The 17532-nt window shown below is 69.9% G+C and carries 12 protein-coding genes, 1 tRNA gene and 1 pseudogene; 3 read left to right on the top strand and 11 right to left on the bottom strand.

All coding sequences use genetic code 11. The annotated features are described in order from the left end of the window. Positions 1–24: 24 nt before the first annotated feature. The 4 genes from ACH4SI_RS00495 to ACH4SI_RS00480 form a co-directional block, all read right to left on the bottom strand. Entirely contained in the window at positions 25–849 is an 825-nt protein-coding gene (locus ACH4SI_RS00495; protein ID WP_398290947.1) for a sugar phosphate isomerase/epimerase family protein, read from the bottom strand. Beyond that, entirely contained in the window at positions 846–1814 is a 969-nt protein-coding gene (locus ACH4SI_RS00490; protein WP_398290945.1) for a VOC family protein, read from the bottom strand. Before ACH4SI_RS00490 ends, ACH4SI_RS00495 begins: the two co-directional genes overlap by 4 nt. Then, on the bottom strand, positions 1811–2260 hold the full coding sequence (locus tag ACH4SI_RS00485) for a carboxymuconolactone decarboxylase family protein (protein WP_398290943.1): 450 nt from the start codon (positions 2258–2260) through the stop codon (positions 1811–1813). Before ACH4SI_RS00485 ends, ACH4SI_RS00490 begins: the two co-directional genes overlap by 4 nt. A gap of 100 nt (positions 2261–2360) precedes the next feature. Then, entirely contained in the window at positions 2361–3128 is a 768-nt protein-coding gene (locus tag ACH4SI_RS00480) for an IclR family transcriptional regulator (RefSeq protein WP_398290941.1), read from the bottom strand. Between the two features lie 217 nt (positions 3129–3345). On the opposite strand from ACH4SI_RS00480, the pseudogene ACH4SI_RS00475 reads away from it, so the two are divergent. After that, positions 3346–3491: pseudogene (locus tag ACH4SI_RS00475) on the top strand (phosphotyrosine protein phosphatase); the annotation flags it as partial. A 237-nt stretch (positions 3492–3728) separates the two neighbouring features. On the opposite strand, the gene ACH4SI_RS00470 reads toward ACH4SI_RS00475, so the two are convergent. The 3 genes from ACH4SI_RS00470 to ACH4SI_RS00460 form a co-directional block, all read right to left on the bottom strand. Then, positions 3729–5333, bottom strand: a complete 1605-nt coding sequence (locus ACH4SI_RS00470; protein WP_398290939.1) for a carboxylesterase/lipase family protein — start codon at positions 5331–5333, stop codon at positions 3729–3731. A 135-nt stretch (positions 5334–5468) separates the two neighbouring features. After that, positions 5469–7928 carry a beta-glucosidase gene (locus tag ACH4SI_RS00465; protein ID WP_398290937.1) on the bottom strand — a complete coding sequence of 820 codons (2460 nt, stop codon included), beginning with the start codon at positions 7926–7928 and terminating at the stop codon, positions 5469–5471. 324 nt (positions 7929–8252) lie between these two features. Next, positions 8253–9221, bottom strand: coding sequence for a hypothetical protein (locus tag ACH4SI_RS00460; RefSeq protein WP_398290935.1), 969 nt, complete (start codon positions 9219–9221; stop codon positions 8253–8255). Between the two features lie 218 nt (positions 9222–9439). Between ACH4SI_RS00460 and ACH4SI_RS00455 the strand changes: the two genes are divergently transcribed. Beyond that, positions 9440–10087: a Tn3 family transposase gene (locus tag ACH4SI_RS00455; RefSeq protein ID WP_398290933.1), complete on the top strand. Its 648-nt coding sequence runs from the start codon at positions 9440–9442 to the stop codon at positions 10085–10087. Beyond that, positions 10084–11139, top strand: a complete 1056-nt coding sequence (locus ACH4SI_RS00450) for an aldo/keto reductase (protein ID WP_398290931.1) — start codon at positions 10084–10086, stop codon at positions 11137–11139. The genes ACH4SI_RS00455 and ACH4SI_RS00450 overlap by 4 nt, the downstream gene beginning before the upstream one ends. Before the next feature lie 40 nt (positions 11140–11179). Here ACH4SI_RS00450 and ACH4SI_RS00445 read toward each other — a convergent pair whose 3' ends face one another. From ACH4SI_RS00445 to ACH4SI_RS00430, 4 genes are all read right to left on the bottom strand, one after another. Further along, entirely contained in the window at positions 11180–12406 is a 1227-nt protein-coding gene (locus ACH4SI_RS00445; RefSeq protein ID WP_398292283.1) for a PP2C family protein-serine/threonine phosphatase, read from the bottom strand. A gap of 419 nt (positions 12407–12825) precedes the next feature. After that, a tRNA-Met gene (locus ACH4SI_RS00440) sits at positions 12826–12902 on the bottom strand. 578 nt (positions 12903–13480) lie between these two features. Then, entirely contained in the window at positions 13481–16114 is a 2634-nt protein-coding gene (locus ACH4SI_RS00435; protein WP_398290929.1) for a family 78 glycoside hydrolase catalytic domain, read from the bottom strand. Beyond that, positions 16111–17403 (bottom strand): MFS transporter, encoded by a 1293-nt coding sequence (locus ACH4SI_RS00430; protein WP_398290927.1) that lies wholly within the window; start codon positions 17401–17403, stop codon positions 16111–16113. Before ACH4SI_RS00430 ends, ACH4SI_RS00435 begins: the two co-directional genes overlap by 4 nt. Between the last annotated feature and the right edge of the window lie 129 nt (positions 17404–17532).

Below are 17532 nucleotides of genomic sequence, written 5' to 3'. Positions count from 1 at the left end.
CCGAGCAGACCGGAGGTCCGCGGATCAGCCGTTGAGAACGGCGGTGGCGGAATCGAATGCCTGCCGGGCGGCCTCGTCGACCGGCAGGGCGCGGAACCACGGATCGTTGACCTCGACCGACCAGGGGCCGGTGTAGCCGAGGGTGCGGAGCTCCGCGACCAGCGCGCGGACGGGGAGCTCACCCCTGCCCGGCAGTAACCGGGTCGACCGGGCCTTGTGCAGCATGTCCGGGTCGTCCGGGCGGACCCGGGGACCGTCGTTGAGCTGGACGCCGGCGACTTCCCGGGCGTCGATGTCGTGGAGCACGGCGGCGTCGGCACCGGTGGCGAACCAGTGCCAGATGTCGATCATCACCCCCGCGTTCGGCGCTCCGCTGCGCCGGACCACGTCGAGTGCCGCGGGATAGTCGCACAGGGCGCCCCAGGCGAATGCCTCCACCGCCAGCGTGACGCCCAGGGGGGCCAACCGGGCAGCCAGCTCGGCGAGGCGGTCGGCCGCGTGTCCGGGATCGGCCGGTCCGGCGGCGAACTCGCCGGAGGTGACCCGGAGCGGCCCCCAGGCGCGCGCAGCCTCAGCGAGCGTGACCTCGGCGTCCGACGGCGCCGCAACCGACTCGGCGAGCGCCCACCCACCGAGGAACTCGGCCTCGGTGACGGCGAGCCCGGCATCGGCGGCCACGGTGCGCACGGCACCGACCCCACCGTGCGCCGCGAGGTCGGCGAACTGCACACCGATCCCGGTGAATCCCGCCCTCGCGGCAGCGGCGGCCCGCGCGGCGAAAGGAGTGCGCGCGGGATCGGTGAACCCGGCCCCGTGCAGCGTCACGTAGCTCGCGGTCAGCCCGGTCACGCGGACGCCCCTCCGAACGGCGGGGTCGCGTGGGTGTGGAACGACTCCGGCACGCCCAGGCCCCACGCGGTGCCGCGGCCTTGCGACTCGGTGTCCCACGTGACGGTCTCGAAGTCCGGCGCGAAGATGTGGATCCCGCCGGTGAACACCTCGATGCGGTTGCCGCCGGGCTCGTACACGTAGAGGAAGAAACCTTGAGTGCGCGAGTGCTTGGCGGGACCGAACTCGATGAACACGTCGTTTTCGAGGAAGACGTCGGCGGCGCGGATCACATCCGAGGTCTCGGGCACGGCGTAGGCCAAGTGGTGCAGCCGTCCGGTGGTGGGGGCGGGTTCTTTCGTGAGCGCGAGGTCGTGGGCCTTCGTCATGACCGACAGCCAAGCGCCGACCTCGTCGCCCCCGGCGGGGACGAGCCGCTCACGCGGCTTGAACCCGAGGACCTCCTGCTGGAAGCGGCTCGCCTCGGCGACGTCCGGCACCAGCAGGTTGATGTGGTCGATGCGCGCAGCAGCGGCGCCCTTGGGGGCGAAGCGCTGCGGCTGGTTCGGAAGGGCCGGCGCCTCGCCGGGCGGCGGCACGTACTTCTCGGTCTCGAAGTACACCTCCTGGACATGCCCGCCGACGCCAGTGTAGCGGTAGGCCTTGCCGTGGCCGAAGTCGCCGTCATGCCAGGCGCCCTCGACGCCGTACTTCTCCAGCGCGGCGACACGTCGCTCGAGGGCCTGCGGGCTGGTCGCCCGCCACGCCACGTGGCCCAGACCTGCCTCGGGGGCGCCCGTCAGGGTGAGTGAGGTCAGGACGTCGTCGTTCCAGGCACGCAGGTGCGCCCGACCGGGGTCCTCGCCGACGAGGGTCAGCCCATAGACCTCGGTGAAGAACGCGACGGACTCCTCGAGCCGGGGCGTGAGCAGCTCGGCGTGGCCGAGCTGGGCGATGTCGTACATCGGCTCCGGGTGGCTGCTCATCGCACCGTGCCTTCCTCAGCGATGGCCTTGGCTTCCAGCTCGGCGACGCCCTCCAGGATGGACGGCGCGTGATTGGCGATCGAGACCCCACCGAAGAGGTAGGCGAGGTTGATCGCAGCCTGCAGCTCTTCCCAGCTCGCCCCGGCCCGCCGGGCCGCATGTCCGTGGATCTTCGCCGCGTCCCGCAGCTGGACCGCCAGCACTGCGAACAGGATCAGCTGGACGGTCTTCTGATCCAGCACATCGGTGTAGGTGACGAGGTTGCGGACCTTCTCCTGCGCGAGCAGCAGCTCTGGGTTCGTCCGGCCCAGGCTGTCGAAACGAGCCTGGATACGCGGAGGCACGAAGCCCGCCATCTCGCGGTAAGTCTGCAGATAACGGTCGATCTCGTGCTGCTGCTCCGTGGTGGGGACCGCGCCCTCGGGGTCCGGTGTACTGCCAGTCATGGGTGACCTTCCCGTTTCGGTGGCAAAGGTCACAGTCGTGGCTGCGGCAGGTGCGGCGAAAGCCTGTGTTCCCGTTGAACGGGAGTGGGGAGCGGAAAAGTCAGGGATGGGAGCGAATCTGCTGGTCACGTAGCGAGCGGGAAATAGAGATGGCGGCGGTGCGTACGGCGGGCGCCAGCCGTTCCGGGCGTCCACCAGTGGTGTGCAGGACGACATCGAGTGCCGCGACAACCGCTCCCGAGGCGTCTCGAATGGGCGCGGCGACCGACAGTGACCCCAATGTGAGCTCCTCGTAGGCGAAGGCGACGCCCGTGCCGCGTACGTCGTCGAGGACCCGGACGAGCCGGCCGGGTTCGACGATGGTGTGTCGGGTGAAGCGCGCCAGTGGTGCCGCCAGAACCTTGGCCTGCACCTCTTTGGGCGCATGAGCCAGCAGCACCTTGCCGACCCCCGTGGCATGCAGCGGCAGGCGCCCGCCGCGGCGCGACTTCACCAGCAGCGCGTCGGCCCCGGAGATCTTCTCTATGTAAAGCGCCTGACTGTCCTGACAGACGGCGAGATGAACGTTCTCCTTGGTCCCCTCGAACAGGTCCTGCATGACCGAGAGGGCGACGTCGCGCAGCGACTCGCCGCGAGGGGCGAGCGATCCGAGCTCCCACATGCGTAGCCCGACCCGGTAGCCGGCACCGTCACAGCGCTCCAGCCCGCCCCACGCGACGAGCTCGGTGGCCAGCCGGTGCGCCGTCGACAAGGGCAGCCCGGTGCGGGCGCTGAGCTCGTTGAGAGTGAGCTCAGGGGAGTCAGGGCCGAAGGCGTCGAAAAGCGCGACGACCTTGCTCGTTACTGAACGCCCTGTAATCTCGGCCATGGCTCCTCCGTTCACCGCTTGAACCCGGGCATCTCCAGAGACGCCGTTCACGGGACAGACCCGCGTCACCCGCAGCTCTCGCCGTAGGTGGGTGTTCCAGCTGCGAGCAGCCGAACGGGTCCATTGGAATGCTGCGGTGATGCTGGTGTCCAGAGTCTCGCTCAAGACGGGGATGGGCAGGGATGAGGCCGGCGCAGGCATCACGAATTCCCGCAGCGGTACGCGGGGCCCGGTCTTCCCCGGCAAGAAGTGCCTCGACCGGCCCTCGAAGACCCGACGGGCAAGGGCGTCGAGGCCGTCCGCCCCCTCCGCGACGAGATCCACAAGCACATCGGATCCCCGATCGCCGAGATCGACGCGAAGGCCGGAGGACTGAGCGCCATGCCCGGCCGCAACGACGCACGCGAGGCCAAGGCTGCGCCGTTGCCGGTGGTCACGGACAAAACGCCCGGTTCAGCCCTCGGGTCACGGCGGTTCTCTCACCACGGGCAAACCGTTCGCCTGCCTCGTACGGGATCCGGCATCGACACGAGACAGTGGGGTGAGCAGAGTCGGGGACTGGCGCGGTGGCTGATGCTCCGATTCCAGTCCCCGGCCTCCTCAGGAGTGCTGCGTGCCCGGCATCGTGTCCCAGAACGCGCACTGGTGTTCCGTCGAGTACCGGTCGTCGTCGATCAGGGCGCTCCTGCCCCCAGCCCGCAGCGACAGCATCAGGCCCTTGCCCCTGTGGTAGCCAGGCCAGACCGTCTGCCGGGCGACGGCCGGCCGGCCGGTCTTCGTGAAGGCGCCCCAGTACCGCGTCATCTCGCGGGCGAGTCGGCGCTCGTCGGCGTTGAACAGCGGGGCGATGGGTGTGCCGTTGTTGAAGCTGGGCCAGATGTAGGCGAGTTCCGCGGCGTGCCCGGCCCCCCAGACGTAGCCGGGGATCTGCGTCAGGCCAGGGCCGGTCCGGTGGTCGAACTCGTACGCATAGGTGGGGGCGTACCGCTCAAGGGTCCGGGCGAGCGAGCGGAGCCCGCACCCGCCGATCCCCGCGACACTCCCCGAGTCGGTCATGATCGCGCCGATGAGGTACGCCGCGGTGTACCGGTCGGACGTATCGGGCCAGGGGTAACGGGCGAGGACCTCGTCGGCGCGGGCGCCGGCGAGGTTCTGGACGAAGGCGAGGTAGGCCTCCTTGCCCGCGCCTATGTAGCCCGCGGCGAAGGTGCGGCCCTCGTCACGGTTGGCGCCGACGACCACGGGCACGCGGGTGAACGCCCCACTGTCCACCGCCTCGCGTGGTCCCGTCGGGAACGTCGGAGTTCCGTCCACGAAGCCGGCCGAGAAGGTCCGGCTCGCGTCGAGGAGCGTACCCGCCGAGGCGGACCGCAGACAGTCGAGGACGGCCGCCTGAGCCGTGCCGTCGCAGCCCGCCTGCCGGGCGAACGCCGTCCCGGCGGCCTCCGCCCGGGCCTGCGGCCCGCTGCGACAGGAGCCGCTCTGGATCATGGCGCGGGCGAACAGCCCGCGCGAGCCGGGCGCCACGAGATGACCGCAGACGGACCAGCCGCCCGCGGACTCGCCGTCGATGGTGACCTCACCGGGGTTACCGCCGAAGGCGGCTATGTTGCGCTGCACCCAGCGCAGCGCGGCCTGCTGGTCCATGAACCCGTAGTTGCCGGACTCGCCGCCCTCCTCGGTGAGGGCGGGCAGGCCGAGGAAGCCGAAGGCGCCGAGTCGGTAGTTGAGCGAGACGCCGATGACGCCCGTCTCCTTGACGAGCTTCGACTCGTCGTTCTGCGAGCCGCTGCCGTTGGTCAGGCCACCGCCGTGGATGAAGACGTGCACCGGAAGACGGGCGCCGGCCCGCACACCCGACGGCCGCCACACATTGACGTCGAGACAGTCCTCGGTCTCGCTGCGTGGTCCGTTGCCGCTGGGCAGGACGGGGCAGGGATTGCCGAAGTCGGCCGCCTCCCGGACGCCGGTCCACCGCGCCGCGGGCCGCGGCGGCTTCCAGCGCAGGGAGCCGGTGGGCGCCGCCGCGTAGGGGATGCCGAGGAACCTCTCGACGCCTTTCGAGGTGGCGCCGCGCACGGCGCCCTTGTCGGTGGCCACCGCGGTCGGCGCCGTCGCGGACGCCGTCGCTGGCAGCAGCCCGACGACGGCGAGGGACATGACCAACGCGCCGCCCAGGGCAGTACGGATTCTGCTGGCAGTCATGGATGGGGACCTCTCTGGCCTGGTGCCGGCCGCACGGTGCGCCGGCACCCTTGGTGGTGGAGGGAAGGAGCCGGGCCGGGGCCGACCCGGCATCAGACGCCGCTCGGCACCCGGCCGATGCCGCGAGCCGGGCGGTCAGCGGGTGACGTGGACGCCGCCGTGCAGGGGGAGCGTCCGCGACGAGGAGCCGACCCACACCTGCCGGTGCCCGGTGCCGAGCTCCCAGGCGTGGGAGGAGGTGTTCCAGTACTTCAGCTGCTGTGCGTCGACCTGGATGCGTACGGTCTTCGACTGACCGGCGCGCAGATGCACCTTCTGGTAGCCGCCGAGCGAGCGCACCGCCTGGGGCGCGGTGGTCTTCGGGCTCGCACCGACGTAGACCTGGGCGACCTCGTCACCGTCGCGGGTGCCGGTGTTCTTCAGCGTGAACGAGACGGTCAACGTGCCGTGACTCTGCCGAACCGCGAGGTCGCGGTAGGCGAAGGAGGTGTACGACAGGCCGTAGCCGAAGGGGAACAGCGGGGCGGCCTTCTCCTTGTCGTACCAGCGGTAGCCCACGTAGATGCCCTCGGAGTAGTTCTCCTGGTTGTCCACTCCCGGGTACCTGAGCGGGTCGCCGGCGACCGGTGTGGCGGACTCGCTCGCGGGGAACGTCTGGGTGGTCCTGCCCGACGGGTTCACGTCGCCGTAGAGCAGGCGGGCGGTGGCCTCGGCCCCGTTTTCCCCGGGGTAGTACGTGTCGAGCACCGCCTTGACCTTGGACAGCCACGGCATGGTGATCGACGATCCCGTGTTGAGGACGACGATCGTGTTCGGGTTGGCGTCGGCGACGGCGGAGATGAGCCCGTCCTGGTCGGCCGGCAGGGAGAGGTTCTTCCGGTCGGCGCCCTCGGTACCGTCGTCGTGGGCGAAGACGATGGGCGTCTTCACCTGGCGGGCAAGGGCCACGGCCTGCTCCCGGGCGGCCTGCGCGGCCTCCGGGGTGACCCAGTTCAGCCGGATCTTGGCCGGTGCGCCCTGGATGGCTTGGGCGTTGGCCGCGAAACGGTGCGTTCCCGCCGTGAGGTGCACCGTGGCGCTGCTGGAGCCCAGGAAACCGGTGATGACGCTCTTGCCGTCGATCTTCAGCGCGCCGTACGCGGCGGGAAGGTCGTAGACGAAGGAGTAGTCGCCGTCGGCCGGCACCGTGAGGGTGCCGCTGTAGTCGAAGGGGCTGGCCGGGGTGACGGTGATCGTGCCGTCCGAGCCGGCCGGCAGGGCGGGGCTGAGGGCCGTCGCGGGAATGGGGGCGCCGGTGGTGTCGACGCCGGCCGCGTAGCGCACCGTGGCATTCCGGCCGGCCCGCTGCGTGATGGTGTCCAGCGGCGAGGCCGCGGAGTCCGGTACGACGTTGGAGCTGCCGCCGCCGGTGACCTTCGGTGTCTTCGCGGTCGGGCCGATGAGTCCGATGTCGGTGTCCTCGCCGGTCAGCGGAAGCGCCTTGCCGGTGTTCTTCAGCAGGACCGAGCCAGACTCGGCCACCTGCTGCGCGACCCTGGCGCCGCCCTGCGGGTCGCGTGCGGGCCGCCGGCCCGCGGTGCCGTCGAGGAGACCGAATCGGTTCATCTGGCCCAGGATGCGGGCGACCGCGTCGTTGAGCTCCGAGACCGGAATGGTGCCGTTCGTTATCGCGGTCTTCAGTTTGTCGCCCAGAAAGACGCCGCTGGGCATCTCCTGGTCGAGGCCGTTCACGATGTCGGTCGTCGCGTGGGCGGCGCTCCAGTCCGACATGATCCAGCCCTGGAAGCCCCACTGCTCCTTGAGGATCGAGTTGAGCAGTTCGTCACTGCCGCAGCCGTGACTGCCGTTCACCGAGTTGTACGAGCACATCACCGCACCGGCGCCGGCCTTGACGGCGGCCTCGAAGGCGGGCAGCTCGATCTGACGCAGGGTCTGCTCGTCGACGTTGACGTTCACCCCCATGCGGTTGTCTTCCTGGTTGTTCTCCGCGTAGTGCTTGACGGTGGCGATCAGGCCCTGGCTCTGAACGCCACCGATCTCGCCGGACACCATGCGGGAGCTGAGCAGCGGGTCCTCGCTGAAGGTCTCGAAGTTCCGCCCCGCGTACGGCACCCGGATGATGTTCGTCATCGGTGAGAGCAGGACGTCCTGGCCGAGCGCACGGCCGTCGCGTCCGATGACCTGGCCGAACGTACGGGCCAGTCGGTCGTCGAACGACGAGGCGAGCGCGACCGGCGCCGGCATCGCGGTGGCGTGCGCGTTGACCCGGACGCCCGCCGGACCGTCGGTGAGCCGCAGTTCGGGGATGCCCAGGCGGGGAACCCCGGGGATGTATCCGGCCTGGCCGAGGGCACGGGGATCGGTGCCTCCATGGACGAAGGACAACTTCTCGTCCAGCGACATCCGGGCGATGAGGGCAGCGACGCGGGGAGACACGCTGACGGTGCCCCGAGCGTCACCCGCGCCCACGCCCGAGGCGCCAGGGGCCACGGCCGTGCCCGCGGCAAGGAGCATCGCGCTCGCTCCCGCGATCAGGGCCGTGCGGCGCAACCGGCCTCTGCTGCGATGTCGCACCGATGTCCGATTGAACTTCATGCGGACTCCTCACCAACGAAAGTATTCGACGATTTGAGTCTGAACAATTCACGTCTCTGATAGACGAACTTGAGAGGGCGAATCGGGCTTCCGGGACTGTTCGAAGAGCCAGTCGATGACCACGTCGTTCTCGTACGTCTGGGCCCATGCGACGTGTGGGCTCACCGGTGTCGTTCCGGGCGTATGGCTTGTGAACAGGACGCGACTGCGCGGCCCGGGCCTGCCGTAGGAGCTCCCGCGACCGGGCCTCGAATTGCGCCTTTGGCAGATCGTCGGCCCACTCATCGCGGCTGACCCGTGCACCGGCGGCCTCGTGCGCCTTCATCAGTGTCCAGGTACCGGGGTTGCCGAACCGGCCCTCCCGGTAGGGGACGACCGGGCCGTCGACGGAGTGGTCGGCCCACATCGGAATGTGTGTGATCCTCTCCATGGCGGTCGGGTCGCCCCAGTCGGCAGTGGGCAGGGCAGCCGCGAACACCTCGGGTCGCTTCGCCGGCAGGCTGTAGATGCCACGCCCACCTGAGGACAGGCCGACGACGTAGAGCCTGTGTCCACGTTGCGGGAGTGCTCGCTCACGAAGGTGTCAATGAGTTCGATCAGCGCGGCCTGGACCTTGGCGTCGGTCCAGGCCGTGCCGTCGGGTCCGTCCATGGGACGGGGCAGAGGGATCTGCGGAGAGAGGACGAACGCGGGGTCGCGACGCTGTCGTTCCGGCTTGGCGAACGTGACCGCGATCCGGTTGGAGGTGAGCTGGGTCATGTTGTTGTCCGCGACTTCGCCACCGCCGTACAGGGTGACGACAAGCGGGTACCGCGTGCGCGTCTGAGGATTGCGTACGAATCCCTCGGGCCGGTACAGCCGGAAGGGCGGAAGGGGATCGGTGCCGGCGGCCCGCGCGTTGGAGTCGTTCGGGTCGAGTTCGACGATCAGGCGGTCCCCCGGCCGTCCGGGATCGGATCGGTCGTCCACTTCGGCGACGGTGTTGGGGTAGACCCGGGTCACCGTGCGAGCCGCTGTCTGCTTGCCCTTGCCCACAGTGGCCTTCACCTGGAAGGCGGTGGACGGGATCACCCCGCCGCGTAAGTCGATGCGATACGAGTACGGGATGGCGACGGCTGTCACCAGCCAATTGTTCCTCGGCGTCACCCGCGTGACGAGGTCCGTTCGCAGGACCGGATTGGGTCCGGAGGCCGCCTGTCGCCCTTTGGATGTCGCTGCCGTGGTGTCGGCGGCCGAGGCGGTCGCCGTGCTCACGGCCGGCGCCGTGACCGCACCTGCCGTGACGGTGAGCACCGTGCGTCTGGTGATCCCTCTCATGGGTCCTCGTCTCAGTCGGTGGGGCACCCGGGCCAGGTGCCTCTGTGTGGTTCCGGCGCCCGACTCCGCACTCCCGGCAGCGGGCGGCACGTTGTGGGCCCGAGCGGCACGTGCGGTGTCCGCACGGAGGCTCCGCTCGGGCCCGGGACGCCGGTCACAGGGAGAAAGCACCGGCCACCAGGACGCCGACGGTCATGACGAGGGTGGTGGCTGAGCCCAGGGGTGCCAGCATGGCGGCGCTCGCTTTCTCGGGGACGGCCCTCGGCGGCGGTGGGCGGGGCTGGTGGGACAGACCGAGGTGTTACGCGAGAGTGTCGAAGCAGCAACGGATCCGTGTCCAGCATCAAACCGAGATCTGTTCTTGCGATAAGCGCATCAATTCACGCAGGTGCGCCCTGTACTCGTGGGCCGTGGACCACCTTGCGTCAACTGGCGGCGTTACACCGCCGTCGCCCGGGCCGCGACCTCGAACGCGGCAAGCAGCCGGGCGACCGCAGCCGCCTCGAGCGACATCAAACTACCTCGACGCCGTCCTCACCCGGATGCGTACCGACGGCCCTGAGGTCCGCGACAACGATGCCGCCCGGCTCTCCCCGTTCCGCCACCGCCACATCAACGTGCTCGGCAAGTATTCGTTGCGCAGGCCGACCGCACCGGCACGGCTTCGCCGCCTTCGACGTGGACCCGGGCGGTGGCGGGCCCACCACCCCCGCCGGCGGGGGCCGGTCCTTCGGCTTGACTTCGAGCGCGCTCCAAGTCCTAGTTTCGGAGGCGTTCGTCAGTGTTCGTCAGTGCTCAAGGTACCGCCCGGTCCGCCGGGCAGGAGGAGTATCCGCCCATGATCACCCGAACCACGCTCGGCTCGCCCGGTCTCGCCGTCAGCGCGATGGGCCTGGGGTGTATGGGGATGAGCGAGAGCTACGGCGCCGCCGACTGGGACGGCGGCCTGGCCACCATCGACCGGGCCCTGGAGCTGGGCATCACGTTCCTGGACACCGCCGACGCCTACGGCACAGGGCACAACGAGGTGCTGGTGGGCCGGGCCATCCACGGCCGCCGGGACCAGGTGCAGCTGGCCACCAAGTTCGGCATCGACCGCAGCGCCGGCGACCGGGCACGCCGCATCCGCGGTGCCCGGGACTACGTGCTGCGCTCCTGCGACGCCTCGCTGCTGCGGCTGGGCGTCGAGGTGATCGACCTGTACTACGCCCACCGCCCGCCCCAGGACGTCGAGATCGAGGAGACCGTCGGGGCGATGGCCGAGCTGGTCGAGGCGGGCAAGGTCCGTCATCTGGGCTTGTCCGAGGTCGACGGCGAGCTGCTGCGCCGGGCGCACGCGGTGCACCCGATCACCGCGGTGCAGAGCGAGTACTCGCTGTGGACCCGCGACGTCGAGGCGGTCACCCCGGTGATGGCCGAGCTGGGGGTCGGGCTGGTGCCGTACTCGCCGCTGGGGCGGGGGTTCCTCACCGGCACCCTGGACCGCTCCACGCTGGGCGAGACGGACTTCCGGCGCACCAACCCCCGCTTCGCGGGCGAGGCGGGCGAGGCCAACGAGAAGATCGCGCAGACCGTGCGCGAGGTGGCCGACCGGCTGGGTGCCACCCCGGCCCAGGTGGCGCTGGCCTGGGTGTACGCCCAGGCCGAGCGGCTCAGGGTGGCGGTGGCGACCATTCCGGGCACCCGCAGCCCGGCCCGGCTGGAGCAGAACGCGGCCGCGCTGGAGCTCACCCTGGACGCCGAGGCGCTGGCCGCGCTGGACCCGCTGAACGACCAGGTGATGGGCGAGCGCTACACCCCCGCGCACACCGCTGAGGTCGCTCGGGGTCAGCCGGTGGGCTCGACGCGCACGACGTCCAGCTCGACGCCCAGGTCAACTACCGTATGGCAATAAAGACACCCTTCACGGGAGCCTGGCTCGGCCATCGAGGTGCTCAGTCAAGGACTGCGAGGTGGTCGGCGGCGCCTCCGCGCCACTCGACCATGAACAGAGTGGCGTCGTCGCTGGTGCGCCCGCCCCGTTCCTTCTTCAGCATGTGGGACAGTCGGCGCAGATCCGCCCGGATTCCCTCTGATGGCTCCTGGCCCAGCTGGTTGACGCAGCGGATGAGGCGTTCCTCACCGAAGGGCTCCCCGCCGTCGACGCGCTCCTCGATGATGCCGTCGGTGTAGCACAGCACCCGGTCGCCCTGCTGGAGTGTGTGCTCTCTGACGCGGGGCACCTCGCCTCCGAAGCCGACGGGAAGCGTCGTCGCGCTCTCCAACTGCTGCACGACCTGGCCGTCGCGGATCAGCAGCGGCGGGGGGTGGCCCGCGTTGACCAATTCCATCTCACCGGTAGCGATGTTCACGTGCATCAGCTGCGCCGTGACGAAGTGCTCGGCCCCGAATTGCCGGGAGATGGCCTGGTCCATGTACGCGTACTTCTCGGCCAGGCTGACGAACACACGCCGGGCATGGCGGTAGGCGCCGATGGCGATGGTCGCCATCGCAGCGGCATCCAGATCGTGGCCCATCGCGTCGACCACGGCCATATGCAGGATGTTGTCGTTGAGGGCGTAGTCGAAACTGTCGCCGGCGACGCGATAGGCGGGCTCCAGGATGCCTGCCACCTGAACCTGGGGCGCGGTCATCGTCAGCGGTGGCAGCAGACCCCACTGGATCTCCGCGGACACACTCATCGGCTCTCGACGCCGGGCCAGGAAGAACTGGTCGGTGTAGGCGTTTTTGGTGAGCAGCATGTCGGCGACCAGGCTGGCGAGCCGGCGCAGCAGCAGCCGGTCATCGTCACCGACGGTGTCCAGCGTCAGGGCAATGACGCCCACCTGATCGCTTCCGTCCAGCAGGGGCAGATACATCCGTACGCCACCGCCGGGCTGCCGCACCTCGACGGCGTCCGCGCGCAGGAAGGCCCGGCCGGCCGGGGAGTCGGCCATCGGCTCAGGCTGGCCCACGTGCAGCTTCCTGCCAGGAAGCGGCACCAGCATCTCCTGCGCGTAGTCCTGGAGCAGGATGGACACGTCACGACCGCCGATCCTGGCGACCTCCTCCGCGATCAGCGGGGCAATCAGCTGCGGCGGCAACAACCGCGCCCTGTCCAGCAGCACACCCAGCAGCCGCTCGCCGAAACCCTCCGACCGGTCCATGCTCCCCTCGTCCATCGCCCGGTCCGCCACCGCCTTCCCGCCATACACGCCACTCACTGCCTCCGCACAACCTGACCTGTTTGAGCCGCCGGAGCGGCTCATTAGGCCATGCGCGGCATGTCGGCTCGTGCTGCGATGAGCGTATGGGACACCGAGCCCAGAGGCCCCTGAGCCATGCGGCGGATCCAAGCCGTGTAGACCAGCACCGTCTGGCCCGCCAGCGATGGCACACCCCGGGCATCGCCGCCGCCATCACGATGATCTGGCCGCTCGCCTCACCTCTCCCCCGCTCGCCCGGGGCCCTCGGACACCCGGCCAGCGTAGAGGCCAGGCTACTCAGGACCGGGGGATGCAGCTTCTCGGGTCGGCTCCGTCGGGCAACGACCGGACGCACAACCGGCTCCCTCGACAAGGCGTCAAGGGAGCCGGTGCGTTGGTAGCGGGGACAGGATTTGAACCTGCGACCTCTGGGTTATGAGCCCAGCGAGCTACCGAGCTGCTCCACCCCGCGTCGGTCCGTCCACCCTACACGGCGCGGGCGAAGGGGTTCGACGTACTCCACGCCCCTGGTGTTCGGTGCGGGAGCGCCTCCTCTGGCTCCGGCAGTCTGACAAATGCAGCCGAGTCGAGCCCGACCTGGTGGTACGTCAGGATCCAAGGCGAACTGCGGCGGCTCGGTCATCGGACCGCGGCCGCCACGATCAGACGCGCCCTGCGCCGACTCGGTCTACCGCCCGCTTCCGGTTCCTCATTCGTGACCGGGACAGCAAGTTCACCGCGTGCACCGACCGGCTCCTCATCACCGACGAACGGCACCTGCGCGCGGTCCTCAACCAGTACGCCGAGCACTACAACGCGGGACGGGCCCAGCGCAGCCTCCGCCTACGAGCACCCGACGACGACCCGCACGAGGATCTCAGCATTGTTCGTGGCGGTCGATCGGCCCAGCAAGAGCAAGCAGCCGACAGAAGATCGGGAGAGCAGTCGCAGACCCACAATCATTGATCATGCCCACACGCAGGCAATCGCAAAGTCCCAGGTCAACCACCGTACGGCAATAAAGACACCCTTCACAAAGCACCGCTCGACTCACTCGGGACTGCTGAACGGATGCCGGATCGCGGCCGGCGGCCAGGCAGGAGCGGTATATGGCCGCCGGAAGCTGCGATGCCCGGAGCCAATCTCGAACGGCTCGCCATCTCCGGGCAGTTTGACCTCGGCCCTGGTGTTGGGCGGGACGCACACCTCCACCACCAGCGTCTCGCCCTCGATCCGCCAGCCCGCCTCTGCGCGGCCGTACGGCGTCTCGTGCGCCGCCTTGGCGAAGGCGAGGTCCGCGCCGGGGACGGGCGCGATACGCAGTCGGCGCCAGCCAGGTTCGGCGGCTTCGAGCCCGGCGACCCTCCGGTGCAGCCAGTCGGCGACGGCTCCGAGGGCGTAGTGGTTGAACGAGGTCATCTCGCCCGGGTTGATGCTCCCGTCAGGCAGCATCGAGTCCCAGCGCTCCCACACGGTCGTCGCCCCCATGGTCACCGGGTACAGCCACGACGGACAGCCCTGCTCCAGCAACATGCCATACGCCAGCTGCGGCTCGCCGCCCGCGCAGAGCGCGTCGCAGATCAGCGGCGTACCGGCGAACCCGGTGGCGATGCGGAAGCCGGTCTTGCGCACGAGGAACGCCAACCGCTCGGCGGCGCCGAGCCGCTGACGTTCCGTCGGCAGCAGCGAGAAACACAGGGCGAGCGCGTACGCCGTCTGCGCGTCGCTCGACAACCGCCCGCCCGGGGTGACGAACTCCTCGCCGAACGCGGCCCGTACGGACCGCGCCAGCTCCTCGTACCGCACGGCATCGTCCTCCTCGCCCAACAGCCGTGCGGCTTCTGCGAGTACGTCGGCCGAGCGGGCGACGTACGCGTTCGCGACGAGGTCGCCGTCGGTGCGGGCGGCTCCGGGGTCCTCAGGCGGGGCGGCCGGGTCGAGCCAGTCGCCGAGCTGGAAGTCCTGACGCCACAGGCCGCCACCTTCCTCGACGAGACGCGCGCTGGTCTCCACCCAGCCGCGCATGCTCGGATACTGGGTGCGCAGCACCCCCAGGTCGCCGAAGCGCCGGTAGAGCGTCCACGGCAGCAGCACGGCGACGTCGGCCCATACCGCGTGCGGGATCCCGCCGAACTCCAGCGGCAGCACGTCGGGGACCACCAGCGGCGGCACCCCATCGGCGCGGGCGAGCTGTTCGGCGGCGAGGTCGCGCAGCCAGCCGCCGAGCATGCCGGAGCAGTCATAGAGGAAGGACGCCGTGGGGGCGAAGACCTGGATATCACCGGTCCAGCCGAGGCGTTCGTCGCGCTGCGGGCAGTCGGTGGGGATATCCAGGAAGTTGCCCCGCATCCCCCAAACGACGTTCTCGTGAAAGCGGTTGACCAGTTCGTGCGAGGACTCGAACCAGCCGGTGCGGGCCATATCGGTGTGCAGGACGACGGCTTCGACAGCGGAAGGGTCCAATTCACCGGGCCAGCCCTCCACTTCGGCGTAGCGGAAACCGTGGAAGGTGAAGCGGGGTTCGTACGTCTCCACGCGTCGGCCCGCGAGTGTGTACGTGTCGGTGGCCGCGGCGAGGCGCAGTGGGCGTACGCCGAGTTCGCCGTGTTCCAGCACCTCCGCGTGCCGCAGGGTGATCGTGTGCCCGGCCGGTCCCGAGACGCGGATGCGCAGGCGGCCCACGAGGTTCTGGCCGAAGTCGAGCACTGTCCTGCCGGAGGGTGTGGTGATGACCTCGACGGGGGTGAGGGTCTTGGTACGGCGCACGGGCGGGCCGGTCGGTGCCACCAACTCGGCCTCAGGGGCGGGTAGTTCGGTGACTGGTGACCAGCCGGAGGTGTCGTGCCCCGGTTCGGACCAGCCCGGCCGCACCAGCCGGGCGTCGTACACCTCACCGTCGTACAGCTCCGACCGCACCACCGGACCGGTTGTCGCGCGCCACGCCTCGTCGGTGCGGATCGTGGTCACGGTGCCGTCGGGGTGGGTCACCTCTAGTTGGGCGAGGAGCGCGCGATGATCGCCGTAGAGGTTGCGGCGGCCGCCGTGGAAACCGAGCCGGCCCGTGTACCAGCCCTCGCCGAGGAGAGCCCCGATCGCATTGTCGCCCTCGCGCAGCAGGTCCGTGACGTCGAAGGTCTGGTAGCGCAGCCGGTGGTGGTACGAGGTCCAGCCGGGGGCGAGGACGTGGTCGCCGACGCGGGTGCCGTTGATCTCGGCCTCGTAGACGCCGTATGCCGTGATGCGGAGGCGGGCCGATGCGACGGCCTTGTCAAGGGTGAAGGTGCGGTGCAGCAGGGCCACCGGGAGCGAGGCGTCGGCAGGTTCCCGGTCGGGGGTGATGGGGCGGGCGGTCCAATCGGTACGGGTGAGCAGTCCCGTCTCCGCGTGGGTGACCGGCGACCAGGCGGAGGGCTCGGCGCTTTCGCCCCAGACCTGGACCCGCACCCCGACCCGGCTGCCGGAGCCGAGCGCCGGGCCAGGCCACGCCACCAGTACCGAGTCGGCGCTCGCCACACGCCCGGTGTCGGTGAGGACTGTCCCTTCGGCGTCCGTGATCTCGATTCGGTACGCCTGCTGGATCCAGCCCGGCGTGTCGGTCTCGCTGCGCCAGCTCAGGCGGGGACGGGACTCGCCGATGCCGAGCGGTTCGCGGTGGTGTTCCAGGACAGGCGCGGTGACCTTCATCGAATGGCTTCCTTCTCCCGTACGGCGGTTGCGACCGTGGCCCGGCCCTGCGGTGCGATGCCGCGGACGATCCACACACCCATCACACCGGAGACGGCGACGCACGCTGTGGTGATCCACAGCACCGCCGAGCCGCTGGCCGCGATCAGCGCGGGCGTCGCGAGGCCGGCGAGACCGCACAGGGCGCGGCTGAGGCCGTAGGTCAACCCCTGTGTGGTGGCACGGAGCTCCTCGGGGAACGCCTCCTGGGACCAGATCTTGTAGTTCGCCTCGCCGGCGAACTGGTTCACGACGTTGTACAGCAGCAGGAAGAAGATCATCGCCGCGATCACCGCACCGCCGGTCGAGGCGGCCACGGCGAAGGCGAGGACCTGGAGCGCCGCGCAGACGTAGAAGAGCCGGTCGCGCCAGGGGGTGTCGGCCAGCCGTACGAAGGCCAGCGAGCAGGCGAGAGCCACGGGGAGGCCGGCCAGGCCGATTCCTGTGGCGAGGGTCTGAGAGGCGCCGCTGACGGTGGTCAGGAAGTAGGTGCCGTACTGGCCCATGGTGTTGGCGGCGAGGTTCCAAGTGAGGTAGAAGCCGCCGGTCGCGAGGAGCGGCACGAGGATCGGCTTCGCGGCGAGGCGGCGTAGCGCTCGGGCGTCAATGCCTTCGGCCCCTCCGCCCTGCTCGGCCTCCTCCAGCACCGGAGACAGACGCAGGCGGTTGCGCAGAACCCAACTGATCAGGGCGACGACACCGAGGTGGGCGAAGAGGATCTGGGCGGAGAGGTAGCCCAGCGTGGAGGTGCCGAAGCCGATCGCGATCGCGGCCGTGATGCCGACGACCCACATGGTCTGGGTCGCGCCGATCAGCCGGCCCCGGACCGAGCGCGGCGAGTGCTCGGAGACCATGGCGAGCGAGGTCGGCAGATCGGCTCCGGCCGCGAGACCGCCGACGATCATGCCCGCGAAGAGAACGACGCTGTTGGGGGCGAAAACCAGCAGGACGGCACCGATGGCGTACACAAGGATGTCGATGCCGTACACACGCTTGCGTCCGAAGCGGTCGGCGAGGCGGCCGCCGACGAGCGAGCCGAGGGCGATGGAGAAGGTCAGAGCGGCACTCAGCGCGCCGACGCCCCAGGACGACAGGTGGAAGCGGCTCTGCCAGAAACCGAGTGACAGACCGGAGGAGACGATGATGCCGGAGTCCAGATAGGAGGCCATGCCGGACAGGACAGCCAGGCGCCACTGGGCGCGGGTCACTTGAGGCTTGCCGGGCCAGCCGGAGATGGCGTCGTTGCTCATGAGAGCGGCCTTTCGGGGAGCAGAATTCAGGGACGGAGGGCTGGATTCGTCACGGCGGGAATGACACGTGCAACCGCCCCTGAAGCAGATCGTGAAACGTTTCAATGCATCGTGAGCCCGTGACGGCAC

Origin of the sequence: Streptomyces sp. NPDC021212 (genome assembly GCF_044332925.1) — a bacterium.
Taxonomy (GTDB): domain Bacteria; phylum Actinomycetota; class Actinomycetes; order Streptomycetales; family Streptomycetaceae; genus Streptomyces.
Note: the sequence above shows the minus strand (reverse complement) of the source record. Positions and strands in the feature narration are given on the sequence as shown.